Genomic DNA, 18,352 nt, shown 5'->3' on the forward strand with positions numbered 1-18,352 from the left:
CCCGCCCAGTTAGTCGCTTCGGGAGGTTGCCGTGGACGAACAGCTCCGCTGGATGGATGCCACCGAACAGGCGGACTTGGTCCGCTCCGGCCAGGTCAGCGCCGCCGAACTCCTCGCTGAGGCGCGGGACCGCATCAGGGAAATCAACCCCGCCGTGAACGCAGTGATCGCCGAGCTGGACGGCAACTCTCCGGTTACCGGCAGTCCGGACGGCGGCGCGGCGGCCGATGACCTCCCCTTTCCCGGCGTGCCGTTCCTCGTCAAGGACCTTGCCCTGGAAATCGCCGGGACACCGTTCTCCGAAGGCTCCCGCTGGCTCGCCGGCAACGTCTCACAGCACGACCAGGAGCTCGCGAGCCGCTTCCGCCGGGCCGGGCTGGCCATCATCGGCAAGACCAACACCTGCGAGTTCGGCCTCAGCCCCCACTGCGAACCGCTGCTGCAAGGAGCCACGCGCAACCCCTGGGACCTGTCCCGGTCCACGAGCGGATCGAGCGGCGGGTCGGCCGCCGCCGTGGCCGCCGGGATCGTCCCGATGGCCCACGGCAACGACTTCGGCGGGTCACTGCGCTATCCGGCGGCATGGTGCGGGCTTTTCGCCCTCAAACCGACCCGGGGACGGGTGCCAATGGGGCCGGAATACGGTGATGTGGTCGGCGGCCTCGCGGCCGAATTCGCCCTGACCCGGACAGTGCGCGACGCCGCGGCGCTGCTGGACGCCGTCGCCGGCCCGGCTCGCGGGGACCCCTACTGGGCACCGCCGCAGCAGCGCCCGTACGTGGCCGAAACCGCGACGCCGCCGGGACGGCTGCGGATCGCCGCCACAGCCACGCCCAACAGCGGCCAGAGCGTCCATCCCGACTACCTTCGGACCTTCGACGCCACAGTGGAGTTGCTGGGCAGCCTGGGCCACGACGTCGAAGAGGCGCACCCCGAGCCCCTGGACCAGGCCGGACACCGGGCCATCCGGGCGGTCTACGCCGCCGCAGCCGCCTGGATCGAGGGGTACTGGACACGGCGGTTGGGCCGCGGGCCGGATCCTGGCGAGCTGGAACCGCATACGGAGGTCCTGTTCGGGCGCGGCCGGAAGGTCAGTGCCGGAGACTACCTTCAGGGCGTGGAGGAACTGCAGCGGTTCAGCCGCCGGGTAGCCGGCTTTTTCCGAGTCTACGATCTCTGGCTGACGCCGACGGTGGGCTGGCCGCCGTTGCCGCTGGGCACCCTGACGCCGACGGCGGAGGACCCCGTCCGCGGGGAACGGGAGGCCGGCCGCTTCCTGATGTTCGACGGCGAGTACGCCAACATCACGGGCGACCCGGCCGTGTCCGTTCCCCTGGGCACCGATTCGGCAGGGCTTCCCGTGGGCATGTCCTTCCTCGCCGGCTTCGGTGCCGAAGCGACCCTCTTCCGGCTCGCCGCCCAGCTGGAACAGGCCAGGCCGTGGGCCGGACGGCATCCACTGGTGCCTGTATAGCGATATCGCGCAGCGGAGTCGATGTGAAGGAGAGCGATGATGTATTTGGGAATGTACAGCTTCCGCGGTGACCCGGCAGAGCTTCTGGCCGGCCACGACCGCATGCTGGCCCTCTTGCCGGCCGGCCAGTTGGACGTGCATCTGTGCGTGCAAACGGAGGAGGGCATCGCCGTCCTGGACACTTGCCCGAACCGGGAGATCTTTGACCGGTTCAGCAGCGGCCGGGAATTCCAGGAGCTGCTCACGGCCGCTGGCCTGCCGCATCCCGATATCCGGCACCTGGGCGAGGTCAAGAGCTACGTCCTGCCGCCGGGAGCGGGCGCCTGATCCGCCCGCGGGCCTGTTCAGGCCGGTGCGTTTCCAAACTCCCCGCGCGGAACTAGACTGGGCCGGACGAGGCGGCCTTCGGCACGCCGTCGAGCCCGTCCGGTGGGAGTTCAATGAGGAATCTGGTCCATCCGGCAGCGCTGTTCCCGCCAGCTGGCGGGGTCACAGCAGCGCTGCGCCAGCAGCATGCCAGCGCCGGGCACGAGGAACTGGACTCGCGGGGACTCGTTTCCCCGGAGGCGCTCCAACTGCCCGGACTCAGCAGCCTGATCCAGGAGTCGTGGCGGCGGTCAGCCCAATTGCGCGCCAACCCTGACAACCCCGAGGCGCCGCTGGCCCTGGACCGCGAGGAACTCGAAGAATACCGCCGGCAGCACCCGCTGGCCGCCATCATGCCCGTGATCCATAAGCTGCTGGTCCTGCCCAGCCATGACAGCGGCATGCTGGTAGCTGTGGGGGACGAGGTCGGCAGGCTGCTCTGGGTGGAAGGCGACGCCGAGCTGCAGCGCCGGGCGGAAGGCATGATGTTCGTCCCCGGCGCCGACTGGTCCGAGGCGACAGTCGGCACCAGCGCCCCCGGTACCGCCCTGGCCCTCGGCCGGGGAATCCAGATCTCCGGCGCCGAGCACTACAAGCGCTCGGTGCATCCGTGGAGCTGCACGGCTGTGCCCTTCCACGATCCCGATTCCGGCGCCCTGCTGGGGGTCGTGGACATCACCGGCACCGAGTCGGCCGTGGCGCCGCACACGCTGTCGCTCGTTGAGGCCACAGTCGCCGCGGCCCAGGCCCACCTGCGGGTGGAACGGCTGCAGCTGGCCGCTGCCCGCGAGTCCTCGCCGTCCCGACGGCGCAGCTCGGCGCCCAGACCGTCCGGGGCGCCGGCCGCCAACAGCCTCTACCGCGACAGCCTCCAGCTGCTCGGCCGCGACCAGGCCCTGCTCAGCATCGACGGCCGCACCGTTGCACTGTCCGCCCGGCACAGCGAGATCCTGGCGCTGCTCAGCACGCACCCCGCAGGGCTGAACGCCGAGGAACTCTGCGCCCTCCTGTACCCGGGGGACGCCTCCACCATGACGTTGCGCGCGGAGATGGTGCGGCTGCGCAAGGTACTCCACCAGCTCAACCCCGGCGCCGTCCCGGAATCACGCCCCTACCGCCTGCCGCTGGACCTCATTCCCGACGCCGGACAGGTGCTGGACTGCCTGCAGCGCGGCGCCCACCGGATAGCGCTGGAACTCTACCGGGGCGCCGTGCTGCCACGCTCCGAAGCGCCCGGCATCGTGGAGTTGCGGGGCAGGGTCTCCGCGCTGATGCGCGAGGCCCTGCTGACGGACGGCAGCGCCGAATCGCTCCTGAAGTACGCTGCGCTGCCCGAGGCAAAGGACGACGTCGAGGTCCGGATCGCCGCGCTGAAGCTGCTGGCGCCCCGCTCGCCCAAGCGCGCCGCCGTCGTCGCCGATCTGGAACGGCTGGACAAGGAACTGAGCGCCTGACCCCGGCGCGGGAAGCCGGGACGCCCGACAGGTGACCTGGCTCACATAGGTTGCAACCTGATTGCAACCTATGCCCGCCTACGCTGGGTGCAACGGGGGCCGGAAGCGCCTTGCTGCCCCCCATCTTGCACAGCAAAGGAGCTAGCAATGACTGTTTACGCCCAGCCCGGTACCGAGGGCTCGAAGGTCACCTTCAAGGACCGCTACGAAAACTGGATCGGCGGCGAATGGGTTGCCCCGGTCAAGGGACAGTACTTCGAGAACATCACCCCGGTGACCGGCAAGGCGTTCTGCGAGGTCGCCCGCGGCACCGCCGAGGACATCGAGCTGGCACTGGACGCCGCCCACAAGATCGCACCGTCCTGGGGCAAGACCTCCGTGGCCGAGCGCGCCGCGATCCTGAACAAGATCGCGGACCGGATCGATGAGAACACCGAGATGCTCGCCGTCGCCGAGTCCTGGGACAACGGCAAGCCGATCCGCGAAACCCTCAACGCCGATATTCCGCTCGCCGCCGACCACTTCCGCTACTTCGCCTCCGCAGTGCGCGCCCAGGAGGGCCGGCTGTCCCAGCTCGACGACGACACCACCGCCTACCACTACCACGAGCCCCTCGGCGTCGTGGGCCAGATCATCCCCTGGAACTTCCCGATCCTCATGGCCGTCTGGAAGCTCGCCCCGGCCCTGGCCGCCGGCAACGCCGTCGTCCTCAAGCCGGCCGAGCAGACGCCGTCCTCGATTCTGGTGCTGATGGAACTCATCGGAGACCTCCTGCCCGCTGGCGTGGTCAACGTGGTCAATGGCTTCGGCGTCGAGGCCGGCAAGCCGCTGGCCTCCAGCTCACGGATCCGCAAGATCGCGTTCACCGGTGAAACCACCACCGGACGGCTGATCAGCCAGTACGCCAGCCAGAACCTGATCCCGGTCACCCTGGAACTCGGCGGCAAGAGCCCGAACATCTTCTTCAACGACGTCGCCGACACCAGCGACGCGTTCTACGACAAGGCCCAGGAAGGCTTCACGCTCTTCGCCTTCAACCAGGGCGAGGTCTGCACCTGCCCGTCCCGGGCCCTGGTCCAGGACGGCATCTACGATTCCTTCATGGCCGACGCCATCGCCCGGGTGGAGAAGATCATCCAGGGCAACCCGCTGGACACCGAGACGCAGCTCGGCGCCCAGGCCTCCAACGACCAGCTGGAGAAGATCCTCTCCTACATCGACATCGGCAAGCAGGAGGGCGCCAAGCTGCTCACCGGCGGCGCGCGCGCCGAACTGCCCGGTGACCTGGCCGGCGGCTACTACGTGCAGCCCACCGTGTTCGAGGGCCACAACAAGATGCGGATCTTCCAGGAGGAGATCTTCGGCCCCGTGGTGTCCGTGACCCGCTTCAGCGACTACAACGACGCCATGGGGATCGCCAACGACACGCTCTACGGCCTCGGCGCCGGCGTCTGGTCCCGCAACGGCAACGTCGCCTACCGTGCCGGCCGCGAGATCCAGGCCGGCCGCGTGTGGGTCAACAACTACCACGCCTACCCGGCCGGCGCCGCGTTCGGCGGGTACAAGTCCTCCGGCATCGGCCGCGAGAACCACTCGATGATGCTGGACCACTACCAGCAGACCAAGAACCTCCTGGTCAGCTACAACGAAAACAAGCTCGGCTTCTTCTAAGCCGCATTGACCCGGGCGGGGCGGATCGGCAGTGATCCGCCCCGCCCGCACCATTTCCCGCCAGCCCCGACTTCCGCCCGCATCGACTTCCGCCCCACCGACTTCTGAGGGAGTACTTCCCATGTCCCAGGCCAGGCTCGACGCCGCCATCACCCGCAACGGCGAGGACTTCTCCCGCGTGGCGCTCACCCCCGAGGCCGTCGAGTTGCTGCGCAAGCTCTGGGCACAGCACGGTCCACTGATGTTCCACCAGTCCGGTGGCTGCTGCGACGGCTCCTCGCCGATGTGCTACCCGGCAGGGGAGTTCATCACGGGGGACTCCGACGTCCAGCTGGGCCTGTTCGACATCTCCGACGGGTTGCAGCCCCAGCCGCTGGAATTCTGGATGTCGCGGGAGCAGTTCAACTATTGGAGCCACACTCACCTGACCGTCGACGTCGTTCCTGGCCGGGGGAGCGGGTTCTCGGTGGAAGCGCCGGAAGGCAAGCGATTCCTGATCCGCTCGACGCTGATGGACTGGCCCGTCTGAGCCTATCCGTGGCCCGTCTGAGGCCGATCAGGGTGGGATTTGAGGCTGGTCCGCGGCCGCTGCCACTCGCTTCGGCGTCCACTATGTGGGACAAATCTGGCCGTCCAGTGGATGGACCCTACGATAGATAGGTCTGTTTCCAAACCTGTTATCGAGATTGCGGACTTTCCTAATGAATCTTTTCCGGACCAAATCCATCGAGCAGTCCATGTCTGACGCCGATGAACCCGGACGTAAGCTGAAGCGCTCGCTCAGCACGTGGGACCTCATGATCATGGGGGTCGCCGTTGCCGTGGGCGCCGGGATCTTCTCGGTCGGCGCCAAGGCCGCCGCGAATTTCGCCGGCCCCGCCGTGACCATCTCCTTCCTCGTTGCCGCCGTCACCTGCGCGCTCGCCATCATGTGCTACGCCGAGTTCGCGACAGCCATCCCTGTGGCAGGCTCCGCCTACGTCTTCACCTATGCCACCATGGGCGAGATCCTGGCGTGGATCATCGGCTGGAACCTGATCCTCGAACTCTTCACGGCCGGCGCCGTGATCGCGAAGTACTGGGGCATCTACCTCAGCAAGGTCTTCGCGCTCATGGGCGTGGACATTCCGCCGTCGATCTCCCTGGGCGGCGTCGACCTCTACTGGGGCGCCTTCCTGATCGTTGCGATCTTCACCGTGCTGCTGGTCCTCGGGACCAAGCTCTCTGCCCGCGTGGGCAACATCTTCACGCTCATCAAGATTGCCGTGGTCCTGTTCGTGATCGTGGTCGGCTTCACGTACATGAAGGTCGAGAACTACGCCCCGTTCGTCCCGGCGTCCGAGCCGACCGGAGGCACCGGGACCGCGGATGTCCTCAAGCAGTCCTTCTTTGGCTTCCTGACCGGTGCGGCCCCCGCCCAGTACGGAACCCTTGGAATCTTCGCCGGCGCGGCCCTGGTCTTCTTCGCCTTCATCGGCTTCGACGTCGTCGCCACCTCGGCCGAAGAGGTCAAGAACCCGCAGAAGACGCTGCCCCGCGGTATCTTCGGTGGCCTGGCGATCGTCACGGTGCTGTACATCCTGGTGTCGCTGGCACTGACCGGCATGGTGTCCTACACGCAGCTGGCCGAGGCCAAGAACCCGACGCTCACCACCGCGTTCGAGGCCGTCGGCAATACCGACGCCGCCAAGATCATTGCCTTTGGCTCCCTTGTGGGCCTCACCACCGTCATCATGGTGCTGCTCATGGGCCTCTCGCGCGTGGTCCTCGCCATGAGCCGCGACGGACTGCTTCCGCGTTCGCTGTCCAAGACCAGCACGGTTCGTGCGACGCCGGCCCGCCTCCAGATCATTTGCGGCGCCGCAGTGGCCCTCGTGGCCGGACTGACCAACGTGGACCTGCTGGAAGAAATGATCAACATCGGCACGCTCTCCGCCTTCGTGATGGTGAGCCTGGGCATCCTGGTGCTCCGCAAGAAGCGCCCCGACCTGAAGCCGGCCTTCCGCGTCCCGTTCGGAAAGGTGCTCCCTGTCGTCTCGGCTGTGCTGTGCCTGTACCTGATGACCAACCTCGCCGTGGAAACCTGGATCTTCTTCGCGATCTGGCTGGTCATCGGCATCGCCATCTACTTCGCCTACGGCCAGCGTCACTCCCGGTTGAATGAAAAGTTCGCGGAGGCCCGGGCCTCAGTGAATGGCCCCGGCCAGGGAAGCGCCACCACGACGGCCGGACCGGCTGCCAAGGACGACGAGGACGCGCTCACCCGCTGACCGCGCTACCGGTTCCCGATCGGGACCGTCTGTTCCGGGATGTCGAAGTCGCCGGAGCCGTGCCAAGCCGCCGGAAATTTCCAGCGACTTCGCACGGCTCCGGCGATTTCGGCGTTGTCCGGGAAGGAGCCGGCGCGGGTTGGCCGTCGGCTGCGGGCGCGGGAGGGGCGGGCTGCTCCCTAAGATGGAGGCATGGCCCGCCCCGCACGACCGGAACGCAAAACAGAGTTGTTGTCCGCGATTCTCGATTACCTGATGGACAAGTCGCTGGCGGAGCTCACGTTCCGGAGCCTCGCCGACGGGCTGGGCGTCAGCAGCTACGTCCTGGTGTACCACTTCGGCCACCGGGAACAGCTGATCAACGAAATCATCCGCGGTATCGAATCCCGGCTGGACAGCATTCGTGCCACGGACGTCCGGGACATCGACAGGGACGCGTGGCGTGCCTTCCTCCTTGAGTCCTGGCAGTGGACCATGGCGCAGCGCAACCGGCACCTGGCCCGGCTTGAATTTGAGGCCACAGCGCAGGACGTGGTGGCGGCGGTACCGCGCGGCACCGCCCAGGAGCACTTCCGGATGCTGCACGAAAAGTCCCGGGACTGGCTCGTCCTCCAGGGCATCCAGCCCGAGTTTGCCGACACGGACGCCCGCCTGTTCACCGCCGCCTTCTATGGGCTGCAGTTCGATTTCGTCGTCAACAACCAGCCCGAGGAAGCCAGCGAGGCCTTTGGGCTGATGATGCTGGTCTTCTTCAACAACCTCGACAGGCGCCTGGCCACCGACGGCCAGCACATCTGATTCGCAGGAAGCGGCTGATGCTTAGGAAGCAGCACAGTTGACCCTCAGGGAGCGGCGTAGCGGCCCTCCCACTCCACAAGGGGACGCAGTTCCTCCCAGCGCTGTGCCACTTCCTCCACCGCGCCGGGGCCGGCAAGCCAGTCCGGCTGGCCCACGTTGACCCCGGCCGTGAGCGATTTGTGCTTGAGCAGCTCGGCCCTGGGATGGTCCTTGTCGAAGCCCCGCGGCACCGTCTTGAGGCGTTCGCCCTCCACCGCGAACCCTGCTGCCTCGACTTTGCGCACGATCTCCCGCAGGGCCTCGCCGCTGGAGGGATCATCCACCGCACCGCGAAAGCGCGCCAGCTGGGCCGGGGTGTAGGTGTGGCAGCCGCCGCCGATTAGCAGGCCGTCGGCGCTGAGCTGGATATAGAAGCCCAAGCCCTCGTCCAGCTCGGCGAAGGCGCCCTGGGCGGTCTTGTAGGGCGACTTGTCCGGCGAGAACCGGACATCCCGGTTGGGCCGAAAGATCTTGGCCGGGYCGAAGTGTGGCTCCAGCTCGGCCAGCAGCTGGGTGAGCGGGCCTTTCACCGCGGCGTCGTAGACCGGCTTGTGCTCCAGCCACCAGTCACGGTTGTTGTTCTGTTCAAGATCGGCGTAGAACCGGAAGGCGTCATCCGGAATGCCTGCAAATGCGGTCATGCCCAAATCCTACGGATCCGCGCTCCTCGGATGCGAGGGCCACGCGTACGCATGTGGATAACGCACAACGCCCCGCCACGGAGATCCGTGGCGGGGCGTTCACCGTCGAGCTGACGGCGCAGGTCGAATCAACAGGGACTAGACCTTGTTGGCGGCCTCGGCGTCGGACTCAACCTGCCCGGCACCGAGGTTGGCGCGCAGCTTGGCGCCGAAGTCGGCGTCGACGTTGGTCCAGTACGCGATGGCGCGTTCCTTGATGTCGGCGCTCTTCACGCCGCTGACGGCGCCGGTGACGGTCTCCAGCAGGCGGGCCTTCTCGCCGTCGTTGTAGACCTCGCGGTACAGCGCGCCGGCCTGGCCGAAGTCGCTGTCCTCGGCGTGCAGGGAGTGCGCGGAGAGCGTGAGCTCGCCGTCGTTCTCCCAGCCGCCGCCGGCAACCGCGGGCTCCACGGCAGCCGGGCCGCCCACGGAGTTCGGTGCGTAGACCGGAACGGACGGAGCGTTGAAGTGGAAGCGTCCGGCGCCGTCCTGGCTGTAGTTGTTGACCTGGCTCTGCGGCGCGTTCACCGGGAGCTGGGCGTGGTTGGTGCCCACGCGGTAGCGGTGTGCATCCGCGTAGGAGAAGATGCGGGCCTGCAGCATCTTGTCCGGGGAAGCGGCGATGCCCGGCACGAAGTTCGACGGCGCGAAGGTGGCCTGCTCGATCTGCGCGAAGTAGTTCTCCGGGTTCTTGTTCAGCTCCATGGTGCCGACCTTGACCAGCGGGTAGTCCGCGTGCGGCCACACCTTGGTCAGGTCGAAGGGGTTGAAGCGGTAGGTCTTGGCGTCCTCGTACGGCATGACCTGCACGTGCAGGTCCCAGGACGGGAAGTTACCGGCGGCGATGTTCTCCTGCAGGTCGCGGATGTAGAAGTCCGCGTCCGAGCCGGCCAGTGCCTCGGCCTCATCGCCCGTCATGGACTTGACGCCCTGGTTGGACTTGAAGTGGTACTTGACCCAGAAGCGCTCACCCTCGGCGTTGATCCACTGGTACGTGTGCGAGCCGTAGCCCTGCATCTCACGCCAGGAGGCCGGCAGGCCGCGGTCGCCCATGAGCCAGGTGACCTGGTGGGCGGACTCGGGGGAGAGGGTCCAGAAGTCCCACTGCATGTCGGCGTCGCGCAGGTGGGTGCCCGGGAGGCGCTTCTGGGAGTGGATGAAGTCCGGGAACTTGATGCCGTCGCGGATGAAGAAGACCGGGGTGTTGTTGCCGACGAGGTCGTAGTTGCCCTCGGTGGTGTAGAACTTCACGGCGAACCCGCGGGGGTCGCGCCAGGTGTCGGGGGAGCCGTTCTCGCCGGCGACCGAGGAGAAACGGATGAGCATGTCCGTCTCAGCACCCGGCTGCAGGAACGCGGCCTTGGTGTACTTCGAGACGTCCTCGGTGGCCTTGAAGGTGCCGAACGCGCCGCCGCCCTTGGCATGCACGACGCGCTCCGGGACGCGCTCGCGGTTGAACTGCGCGAGCTTCTCGATCAGGTAGTGATCAGTCAGGATGATCGCGCCGTCGGCACCGACGGACTTGGAGTGGGCGTCAGAAGTGACGGGAGCGCCGGACTGTGTCGTGGACACTGCGGGCGCAGAGATGTTCTCGGTCATCGTTCTCCTTTGTTGGATTTCTTAGTTTCGTTCGGAGGGAAGCTGTTGGGTGCGCTGGCAGTCCTGGCAGATGCCCTGGTACAGCACGTCCGCGATCTGGATGGTCATCGGCTTGGCGTCCGCGTCCCAGTGCGGGGTCAGGCAGGGCGCATGGCCCACGGCGCATTCGACGTCCTCCACGCGGCCGCAGCTGATGCACACTGCGTGGTGGTGGTTGTCTCCGACCCGGGTCTCGTACAGTGCGGGGGAGTGCGGGGGTTCGAACCGGCGCAGCATGTGCAGGTCGGTGAGGTCCCCCAGGACCACGTAGACGGACTGGGCGGTCAGGTCCGGCAATTCCTGCCGGGCGGCGGCAAGGATTGCCTCGGCGGGGGAATGCGGGTGATGTTCGACGGCGGCCAGCACGGCCAGGCGCTGCTTGGTCACCCGGCGGCCGTGGGCACGCAGGGCGGCTGCCCATGCATCGTGGGTGCCCGAGGAATCCGTCATACCCTCATTGAAGCACTTATTATGACTGTCTCACAATAAGGCAGGGCTAAGAATGTCCGTCCGTGTCACAGCCCGTCCCCGGCCGCCGCTAGAGTTGCCCGGTGGAGAATCTTCTGGCGGACATCACCCCAGTGCGCGAAAGTCCCGCCTTCCGCCGCCTGTGGCTGGGCACAGCCGTCTCGGCGCTGGGCAGCCAGTTGACCTTGGTGGCCGTCAGCCTTGAGGTCTACCGGCTGACCCAGGACAGCCTCTACGTAGGGCTGCTGAGCATCTTCGCCCTCGTCCCCCTGATCTTCGGCGGCCTCCTGGGCGGCTCGATCGCGGACGCCCACGACCGCCGCACGGTAGCCCTCCTGGCCTCGTCCGTGCTGTGGCTTAGCACCGCCGCGCTGGCCCTCCAGGCGTGGCTGCAGGTGGGCAACGTGTGGCTGCTGTATGCGATCGTGGCGGTGCAGAGCGGAGCCCAGGCCATCAACCAGCCGGCCCGCAGCGCCATCATCCCCGCCCTGGTGCGCAAGGAGCTGCTGCCGGCCGCCAACGCCCTGAGCATGATGACCTTCGGCCTGACCATGACGGCCGGTCCGCTGCTGGCCGGAGTGCTCGTGGCGTGGATCGGGTTCGGCTGGACCTACACGATCGACCTCGTCACCTTCGCCTTCGCTTTCTGGGCGCTGCTCAGGCTGCCGCCCATGCCTCCCGGGCAGCATGCCAAGCCGGCCGGACTGCGTTCGGTGCTCGAGGGCTTCCGATTCCTTGGCACCCGGCCCAACGTCCGCATGACCTTCGTGATCGACCTCGTGGCCATGATCTTTGCCCAGCCGCGGGCCTTGCTGCCCGCCATCGCTGCACTCATGATCGGCGGCGGCGAGGCAACCGTTGGCATCCTGCTGGCCTCGACGGCCGTGGGTGCCTTCCTGGCCGGATTGTTCTCCGGTCCGTTGGGCGGCGTCCGCCGCCAGGGGACCGCCGTCGTGTGGTCCGTGATGGGCTGGGGCGCCTCAATCGCGGCGCTCGGCCTGGTGGTGGTCCTCGCCGGTCAGTCCGGCGGCGGTGGCGCGACGGTGTGGCTGCTGCCCGCGGCCCTGTGCTGTGCACTCGCCGGGATCGCGGATTCCGTCAGCGCCGTCTTCCGGACCACCATCCTGCAGGCCTCCACCCCGGACCACCTGCGCGGGCGCCTGCAGGGCGTGTTCGTGGTGGTCGTCGCGGGCGGGCCCCGGATCGGGGACATGCTGGCCGGCGGCGCGACTAAACTTTTGAACGAGGGATGGGTCCTGCTGCTCGGCGGGGTGTTGTGCATTGCCGTGGCCTGGACGTTGGCCCGCCGGCAGTCCGGATTCCTGCAGTATGACGCGCGGAACCCTGTGCCGTAGCGGTTCGTTTTTATGGGTACGTATCGAGGTCAAGGGCATATAGGAGGACCAGTGCACCAGCATCACAACGGACTGAAAACCGCGGCCCTGTTCGGAGTCCTGTGGGCAGTCCTGCTTGGCCTCGGGGCGTTCATCGCCGCCGGGACGCGCAGTGCCGCGCCCATCGTGATCATGGCCCTGATCGGCGTCGCCACCACGGCCTACGGCTACTGGAATAGCGACAAGATCGCCATCCGGTCCATGCAGGCCTACCCCGTCACGGAGGCCGAGGCGCCCCAGCTGTACCAGATCGTCCGCGAGCTCTCCGCCCGGGCCAACCAGCCGATGCCACGGATCTACGTCTCGCCCACCATGGCGCCCAATGCCTTCGCCACCGGCCGGAGCCCGAAGACCGCGGCTGTGTGTTGCACCGAGGGCATCCTGAGGCTGCTGGACGCCCGTGAACTGCGAGGCGTCCTGGGCCATGAGCTGATGCACGTCTACAACCGGGACATCCTGACCGCGTCGGTGGCCGCCGCCGTCGCCGGCGTCATTACCTCGGTGGGGCAGATGATGCTGCTGTTCGGCGGCGGGGACCGCCGCAACGGGAACCCGTTCGCCGCGATCGCCATGGCCCTGCTGGCCCCGTTCGCCGCCTCCCTGATCCAGATGGCCATCTCGCGGACACGGGAGTACGACGCCGACGAGGACGGATCCTCGCTCACCGGCGATCCGCTGGCGCTCGCCTCCGCCCTGCGCAAGATCGAGCAGGGTGTCCAGCTGGCGCCGCTGCCCCAGGACCAGCGGCTGGTCAACGCCTCGCACCTGATGATCGCCAACCCCTTCCGCGGGGCGGGCGTGGCCAAGCTGTTCTCCACCCACCCGCCGATGGCCGAGCGGATCGGCCGGCTGGAACGGATGGCGGGCCGTCCGCTCAGCTAGAACGCGCGCGGCTTGGCCGGCGCCGGGCGGCTTGGCTTGCGACGCGCGGATCGGCTGGCGACGGGCGGCTTCGCTGACGACGCGGCATTTGCTCCGCGACACGCAAAAGGGACGGCGATACCGGAATTCCGGTGTCGCCGTCCCTTTTGCGCGTCGTAAGGAAACGTCCACGGCGGACGGGCCGCTAGCTGCGGAAGTTCACAAACTGCAGGTCGGCCTCGTCGAAGCCCTTGAGCAGGTTCATGGTCTCCTGGAGGTCATCGCGGGATTTTGACGTCACCCGGAGTTCGTCGCCCTGGATCTGGGACTTGACGGACTTGGGGGCCTCGTCCCGGATCAGCTTGTTGATCTTCTTGGCGAGGTCCTGGGCAATGCCCTCCTTGATGGAGGCCTCGAGCCGGAACTCCTTGCCGGAGGCGTAGGGCTCGCCGGTGTCGAGGGACTTCAGCGAGATGCCGCGGCGGATGAGCTTGGACTGCAGCACGTCCAGGACCGCCAGGACGCGCTCCTCGGAGTTGGCTTTCATGAGGATCTTCTCGCCGCTGAAATCAACCTCTGCGCCGACGCCCTTGAAGTCGTAGCGCTGCGCAATTTCCTTCTGCGCCTGGTTCAGCGCGTTGGCGACTTCCTGCTTGTCTACCTTGCTGACGACGTCGAACGTGGATTCGCCTGCCATGACTGTCCTCCTGGTGGTTGCCGGGGGCCTCAGGTGAGGCCGGGATCTCTGCATTCCAGCCTAGTACGGATGCCCCGGATGTGGCGGCCGGCGGGTCCGGCTACGTTTCACAGTCCGCTCATAGCTCAATCATGGCGGGAACGAAGCCGGGGCGCCCAGAGTTGCAAGGGTTGGAACCCCCGCTGAAAGGCAAGAACATGCACCACAAGGCCGTCCGCTACGTCACCCGCACCACCGCCGCCGCTGCCAGCACGCTGGCGACGACGGCGAGCTCCGTTGCTGCCGCTGCCCTGGCTGCCTCCATCATCCTGAGCCCGGCCGCCGATGCGTCAGCCCGCATGGACGGTGTCCACGCGGACCTGGCCCGCGCCGTCCAGCTGAACCAGGTCACCGCGGAGCAGGCAGCACGATTCGAGGAACGCCTGGCCGGACGCATTCTCGGAGAGGCCTGATTTTCCGGGGATTTTGGCCCTCTCCAGCGCCGATTCGATTCTTCGGCAGAAGTTCTGTAAAGTTGTCTTGCCCGCGGGTGCTGGAAGCGGAACGGACTGGAAACAGGCGTTCTGGGACTGGAAACCGCGAGTGATCTTCTTTTGAAGTTCGGCAGATTACCCGAGCGGCCAAAGGGGGCTGACTGTAAATCAGCTGGCAACGCCTACGGGGGTTCGAATCCCTCATCTGCCACCCTTGGAAAAGCCTCCGGAACCAACAGGTTCCGGAGGCTTTTTCTTTGCCCTGACGTCCGAGGCCCCAACATTCGGGCCCGCCCCGGAGATCCGGGAGCCCGGCCCTAGGGTCCAGGGGCCGCGAATTTCCGCGGCTCAATTTCCGCGGCTCAGTTGGTCGTTGGACTCGGGATGGTGACCGTGGTGCCGGCGGGCGGTATCCACTCGTGGCTGGTCAGCAGGTTCAGATTGGCAATCCGCAACGCATAGAGCGGGACGCCGTAGCGGCTCGCGATGCCGGAGGGGGTGTCTCCTGCGATCGTCTCGTATTGGAGCCGTCCCTGCCCGTCCTTCCCGGTCACGCTTCCGCCGGCCCCAAGCTGCGGCACGTCCACGCCCCTGAGGTCGATGACTTCTCCCGCGGCAATGGACGCCGGTTCGTTGAAACTCCTGAGGATCTCGGGAGTCATCCTGAAGTGGGCGGCGATTCCCTCCCAGGTGTCGCCGTCGACAGCCGTATAGCGCATCGGCTGGAAGAACCCGTTCGTTTCGGTCGTCCCCTGCAGGCCCGCGGGCGCCGGGGTCGTTGCAGGGGCAGCGGCCGCCGGGGATTCGCCCTGGGCGTCCGCGCCGGATTCGCAGGCTGCCAGCAGGACGGCGAGGACTGCAGCCAGAAGAACCGCGGCCAGAAGAACTGCGGCGGCTGGCGGGATGCGCTTTACACCGGAACTGTGACTCACGTTGGGTGTCCTGTCAGTCGGGGCCTCCCCCCGAGGCCCGTTGCCGCTGATTATTCCATACGTTTGATGAAACCCTTTCTCCCGCCGGATGGGCTCCGGGAGTTCGGTATAGTGCCGGTCATGGATGAAAAGGCGATCTTGCACACCTACCTGCGCACCCGAAGGGCCAGCCTGCTGGCAAAGCTTGACGGGCTCAGCGAGTACGACGCGCGCCGGCCCCTCACGGCCACGGGCACCAACCTGCTGGGCCTGGTCAAGCATGTGGCCAGCGTAGAACTCGGTTACTTCGGCGAGGTCTTTGGCCGGCCCAGCGACCTGGAACTGCCATGGTTTGCCGACGATGCGGAACCGGACGCCGACATGTGGGCTGCCCCCGGCGAGACGCGGGAACAGATCGCAGAGCTCCACCGGGTCTCTGCCGCGCACAGCGACGCCACCATCGAAGAGCTCGCCCTGGACGCGCCCGGCGTGGTGCCCTGGTGGCCGGACGAGCGCAAGCACGTGACCCTGCACCAGATTCTTGTGCACATGTGCGTGGAAACAGCCCATCACCTCGGCCACGCGGACATCCTGCGCGAGCTCATCGACGGCAGTGCTGGCCAGCGCCCGGGGGATCCGAACTTGTCGGTGCGTACGCCCGAAGGGTGGGCCGTTCACCGGGCCCGGATCGAGGCGGCCGCGGCCGAAGCGGGGGCACCGACTGCCGGCCGCTAGCAGTCCGAAGGCGACCCGGAGAGGCGGAATGATCCTTCCGTCCGGGAGATAGCTCAACTAGCATGGCGGCATGAGTCGGTTGCGCCGAAGCGGTCTGCTGGTTGTTGCCATGCTGGTTGCCGGCATGGCGCTGGCGGCACTCACGGGGTGCTCCGGTCCGGCCCTGAAATCGTTCGCCGGAAGTTGGGGGCAGACCGTCAAAGGTCAGCCCAACCTCACGATCACCGACGACGGCTCCTTCCAGGGAACGGACGGCTGCAATCGTTTGACGGGCAAAGGATCGATTTCGGGCGATTCCTTCGAGTTCGGCCCGATCGCATCCACCATGATGGCCTGCAGCGACGTCGACACATGGCTATCGCAGGCGCACACCGCCAAAGTGGACGGGACTGTGCTTGTCGTCTACGGCAACAGCGGTAACAAGATCGGGACCCTGGCCAAGCAGTGACATTGCCGGCTTCGCGCTCTGTTGGCGTTCGTGTTCCGGCAACACCCGCTTTTCTGCGAGCAAAGTCTCAGTTTTCGAGGCACCGCCATCGTACTGTTGTCCGGTCCGCTGTCGAAGAAGTAAAGGGAGAATTCGTGAAGTCGTTTGCCTGTGGTGATGTGGTTCCCGGTTGTGAAGCACGCTGGGTGTGCAGTACGGAAGATGAAATTTTGGTCAATGTCGCTGCTCACGCTGCGTCGACGCATGGGCTGGAGGAGCTGCCGGCCGACGTCGTGCAGGCCGTCCACAGAGCCATCGTTCCCGTTAGTTGATTCACGAGGCAGGCGGCCTCCCGCCCCACGCCGGGGCCGTTCCCGGCCCGGACTGGAACGAGCAGCTGGCGGCCGCCTGCCGGGGTGTCGGCCTTTCCGCGGCCTACCAACCCATAGTTGATACTGCCCGCGGCACGGTGGTGGGCTATGAGGCCCTGGCGCGATTTCCGGGGTTCGCCGAAAAGAACCCCGAAGTGTGGTTTGCCGCAGCGCGCACTCATGGCCTGTCGGCTGAGCTTGAGGCTGCTGCCTTGCGGGCTGCCCTCGCGGCACGTCCCACCCTGCCTGCGAACTGCTTCCTGACCCTCAACGTCTCGCCGGAGCTGCTGCTCACGGACGATATCCGGGAGATCTGGCGCCGCCAGGGAAACCTTGGCGGACTGGTGGTTGAGCTGACGGAGCAAACCCCGATCGACTCCTATCTGGAGCTCGAGCCCGACCTGAACCAGCTGCGCGCCGCCGGCGCGCTGATCGCCGTCGACGACGCCGGGGCCGGCTATGCGGGGCTCCGCCACCTCCTGGCGTTGCGGCCCTCGCTGATCAAGATCGATCGCGAACTCGTCCAGGACCTCGACCGTGACGAGGCCAAACGGGCCCTGATCTCCATGCTCGGAACCTTTGCCAGCCGGGTCGACGCCTGGATCCTGGCCGAGGGAGTGGAACGGGTGGAGGAACTGGACGCACTGGTGGCCCTCGGCGTGCCGCTTGTCCAGGGGTATTGCCTGGCCCGGCCGGGACCGGCCTGGGTGCAGATCGATCTTGACGTCGCCCACCGCCTGGCGTCCAAACCCCCGGTGACGCAGCGGAGCATTATTCGGGACATCGCGGAACCCGCGACGACGGCCACCACGACGGCGACGGCGGCTGCCGCTTTTGATGCCAACCCTGCCCTGCAGTCCGTGGTGCTGATGGGGGAACACCTGCGGCCGGTCGCAGTGCTCGATCCCGCCGCGGCGGCCATGGGCATGGTGAGCCCGGGAATGCGGGTCAACCTGGAAACGCCGATCGGCGAGGCACTGGCGCGTTGCATGACCCGGACTCAGGGCAACCGGTTTGACCCCCTTCTGGTGACGGACAACGCCGGCCGCTTTGCCGGCGTCGCGCGCATGGAGCGGATGATCACCGCCCTGGCTGCGCCGGACAGCTAACGGTCCGCCCCGGACGGCTAACCATCCGGATCGCTCGGCTGGTCCGCGTCGCCGGACTGCCCCGCCAGCAGTTGTCCATCCAACAACTGTCCCGTGCCGGGGTCCTCCCTGCCCTCGAAGTAGCGGTCCAGGACATCTCGGAACACGGATTCACCCGGGGCTGCAAGCCGGAACAGCGTCATGGACGAGTGAAGCTTCCGCGCGTCGATGCTGCCAAAAATCTGCACCGCAGACCGGCCCTCCAGGGAGGCCACTGCGGCGGCAACTTCCCGCAGACGGGGACCAAGGAGCTCATGCCGGATGTAGGCCCGGGCCTCGTCCAGGGAGGAGATGGCATATTTGCGGGCGGTTTCGCTGTGGCCCAGGCCTGCGAGCTGGGGGAAAACGAACCACATCCAGTGGCTCCGCTTCATGCCCGACCTCAACTCCGCCAGGGCGTGCCCATAGGTTCCGCCTGCATCTTGGGCGATCACGAACCGTTCAAGATCGTAGGGGTCTTCCATGTTCGCTAGGCTA

General features: G+C 67.0%; 20 protein-coding genes and 1 tRNA gene. 15 read left to right on the forward strand and 6 right to left on the reverse strand.

Features of this window, described 5'->3' with window-relative positions; all coding sequences use genetic code 11:
• Positions 1–31 precede the first annotated feature (31 nt).
• The 7 genes from AB4089_RS02490 to AB4089_RS02520 all read left to right on the forward strand — a co-directional run bounded on the left by AB4089_RS02490 (position 32) and on the right by AB4089_RS02520 (position 8,033).
• A complete protein-coding gene (locus AB4089_RS02490; RefSeq protein WP_441407751.1) occupies positions 32–1,474 on the forward strand; it encodes an amidase in 1,443 nt (480 codons plus the stop codon).
• Between the two features lie 36 nt (positions 1,475–1,510).
• A complete protein-coding gene (locus tag AB4089_RS02495) occupies positions 1,511–1,801 on the forward strand; it encodes a hypothetical protein (protein WP_441407752.1) in 291 nt (96 codons plus the stop codon).
• A gap of 113 nt (positions 1,802–1,914) precedes the next feature.
• On the forward strand, positions 1,915–3,294 hold the full coding sequence (locus AB4089_RS02500) for a GAF domain-containing protein (RefSeq protein ID WP_441407753.1): 1,380 nt from the start codon (positions 1,915–1,917) through the stop codon (positions 3,292–3,294).
• Between the two features lie 147 nt (positions 3,295–3,441).
• Complete coding sequence (gene exaC / locus AB4089_RS02505) at positions 3,442–4,965, forward strand: acetaldehyde dehydrogenase ExaC (RefSeq protein ID WP_441407754.1); 1,524 nt, start codon at positions 3,442–3,444, stop codon at positions 4,963–4,965.
• Positions 4,966–5,086: 121 nt separating this feature from the next.
• Entirely contained in the window at positions 5,087–5,494 is a 408-nt protein-coding gene (locus AB4089_RS02510; protein ID WP_441407755.1) for a DUF779 domain-containing protein, read from the forward strand.
• 172 nt (positions 5,495–5,666) lie between these two features.
• Complete coding sequence (locus tag AB4089_RS02515) at positions 5,667–7,235, forward strand: amino acid permease (RefSeq protein ID WP_441407756.1); 1,569 nt, start codon at positions 5,667–5,669, stop codon at positions 7,233–7,235.
• A gap of 192 nt (positions 7,236–7,427) precedes the next feature.
• A complete protein-coding gene (locus tag AB4089_RS02520; RefSeq protein ID WP_441407757.1) occupies positions 7,428–8,033 on the forward strand; it encodes a TetR/AcrR family transcriptional regulator in 606 nt (201 codons plus the stop codon).
• A 44-nt stretch (positions 8,034–8,077) separates the two neighbouring features.
• Here the strand turns inward: AB4089_RS02520 and AB4089_RS02525 are convergent, their stop codons facing one another.
• From AB4089_RS02525 to AB4089_RS02535, 3 genes are all read right to left on the reverse strand, one after another.
• Positions 8,078–8,713 carry a DUF2461 domain-containing protein gene (locus AB4089_RS02525; protein WP_441407758.1) on the reverse strand — a complete coding sequence of 212 codons (636 nt, stop codon included), beginning with the start codon at positions 8,711–8,713 and terminating at the stop codon, positions 8,078–8,080.
• Positions 8,714–8,851: 138 nt separating this feature from the next.
• Entirely contained in the window at positions 8,852–10,351 is a 1,500-nt protein-coding gene (locus AB4089_RS02530) for a catalase (RefSeq protein WP_441407759.1), read from the reverse strand.
• Between the two features lie 21 nt (positions 10,352–10,372).
• On the reverse strand, positions 10,373–10,840 hold the full coding sequence (locus tag AB4089_RS02535) for a Fur family transcriptional regulator (protein ID WP_441407760.1): 468 nt from the start codon (positions 10,838–10,840) through the stop codon (positions 10,373–10,375).
• Between the two features lie 101 nt (positions 10,841–10,941).
• Here AB4089_RS02535 and AB4089_RS02540 point away from each other — a divergent pair, with 101 nt between their 5' ends.
• Together AB4089_RS02540 and htpX are read left to right on the forward strand one after the other, a co-directional pair.
• Complete coding sequence (locus tag AB4089_RS02540) at positions 10,942–12,213, forward strand: MFS transporter (RefSeq protein ID WP_441407761.1); 1,272 nt, start codon at positions 10,942–10,944, stop codon at positions 12,211–12,213.
• A gap of 51 nt (positions 12,214–12,264) precedes the next feature.
• On the forward strand, positions 12,265–13,134 hold the full coding sequence (gene htpX, locus AB4089_RS02545; protein ID WP_441407762.1) for a zinc metalloprotease HtpX: 870 nt from the start codon (positions 12,265–12,267) through the stop codon (positions 13,132–13,134).
• 184 nt (positions 13,135–13,318) lie between these two features.
• Here htpX and AB4089_RS02550 read toward each other — a convergent pair whose 3' ends face one another.
• Complete coding sequence (locus tag AB4089_RS02550) at positions 13,319–13,810, reverse strand: YajQ family cyclic di-GMP-binding protein (RefSeq protein WP_018773569.1); 492 nt, start codon at positions 13,808–13,810, stop codon at positions 13,319–13,321.
• 197 nt (positions 13,811–14,007) lie between these two features.
• Here AB4089_RS02550 and AB4089_RS02555 point away from each other — a divergent pair, with 197 nt between their 5' ends.
• Together AB4089_RS02555 and AB4089_RS02560 are read left to right on the forward strand one after the other, a co-directional pair.
• The gene (locus AB4089_RS02555) at positions 14,008–14,262 is read left to right on the forward strand and encodes a hypothetical protein (RefSeq protein ID WP_441407763.1); all 255 of its coding nucleotides are present in this window, start codon (positions 14,008–14,010) and stop codon (positions 14,260–14,262) included.
• Positions 14,263–14,412: 150 nt separating this feature from the next.
• Positions 14,413–14,494, forward strand: a tRNA-Tyr gene (locus AB4089_RS02560).
• Positions 14,495–14,645: 151 nt separating this feature from the next.
• Here AB4089_RS02560 and AB4089_RS02565 read toward each other — a convergent pair.
• Positions 14,646–15,215 carry a LysM peptidoglycan-binding domain-containing protein gene (locus AB4089_RS02565; RefSeq protein ID WP_441407764.1) on the reverse strand — a complete coding sequence of 190 codons (570 nt, stop codon included), beginning with the start codon at positions 15,213–15,215 and terminating at the stop codon, positions 14,646–14,648.
• 120 nt (positions 15,216–15,335) lie between these two features.
• Here AB4089_RS02565 and AB4089_RS02570 point away from each other — a divergent pair, with 120 nt between their 5' ends.
• The 4 genes from AB4089_RS02570 (at position 15,336) to AB4089_RS02585 (ending at position 17,836) form a co-directional block, all read left to right on the forward strand.
• A complete protein-coding gene (locus tag AB4089_RS02570) occupies positions 15,336–15,929 on the forward strand; it encodes a DinB family protein (protein ID WP_441407765.1) in 594 nt (197 codons plus the stop codon).
• Between the two features lie 70 nt (positions 15,930–15,999).
• Positions 16,000–16,377, forward strand: a complete 378-nt coding sequence (locus AB4089_RS02575; RefSeq protein WP_441407766.1) for an META domain-containing protein — start codon at positions 16,000–16,002, stop codon at positions 16,375–16,377.
• Between the two features lie 134 nt (positions 16,378–16,511).
• Complete coding sequence (locus AB4089_RS02580) at positions 16,512–16,688, forward strand: DUF1059 domain-containing protein (protein WP_441407767.1); 177 nt, start codon at positions 16,512–16,514, stop codon at positions 16,686–16,688.
• Positions 16,685–17,836: an EAL domain-containing protein gene (locus tag AB4089_RS02585; protein WP_441407768.1), complete on the forward strand. Its 1,152-nt coding sequence runs from the start codon at positions 16,685–16,687 to the stop codon at positions 17,834–17,836. Before AB4089_RS02580 ends, AB4089_RS02585 begins: the two co-directional genes overlap by 4 nt.
• 17 nt (positions 17,837–17,853) lie before the next feature.
• Here AB4089_RS02585 and AB4089_RS02590 read toward each other — a convergent pair whose 3' ends face one another.
• A complete protein-coding gene (locus tag AB4089_RS02590; protein WP_441407769.1) occupies positions 17,854–18,339 on the reverse strand; it encodes a DUF1810 domain-containing protein in 486 nt (161 codons plus the stop codon).
• Positions 18,340–18,352: the final 13 nt, after the last annotated feature.

The organism is Arthrobacter sp. 2MCAF15 (assembly GCF_052115605.1).
GTDB lineage: Bacteria > Actinomycetota > Actinomycetes > Actinomycetales > Micrococcaceae > Arthrobacter.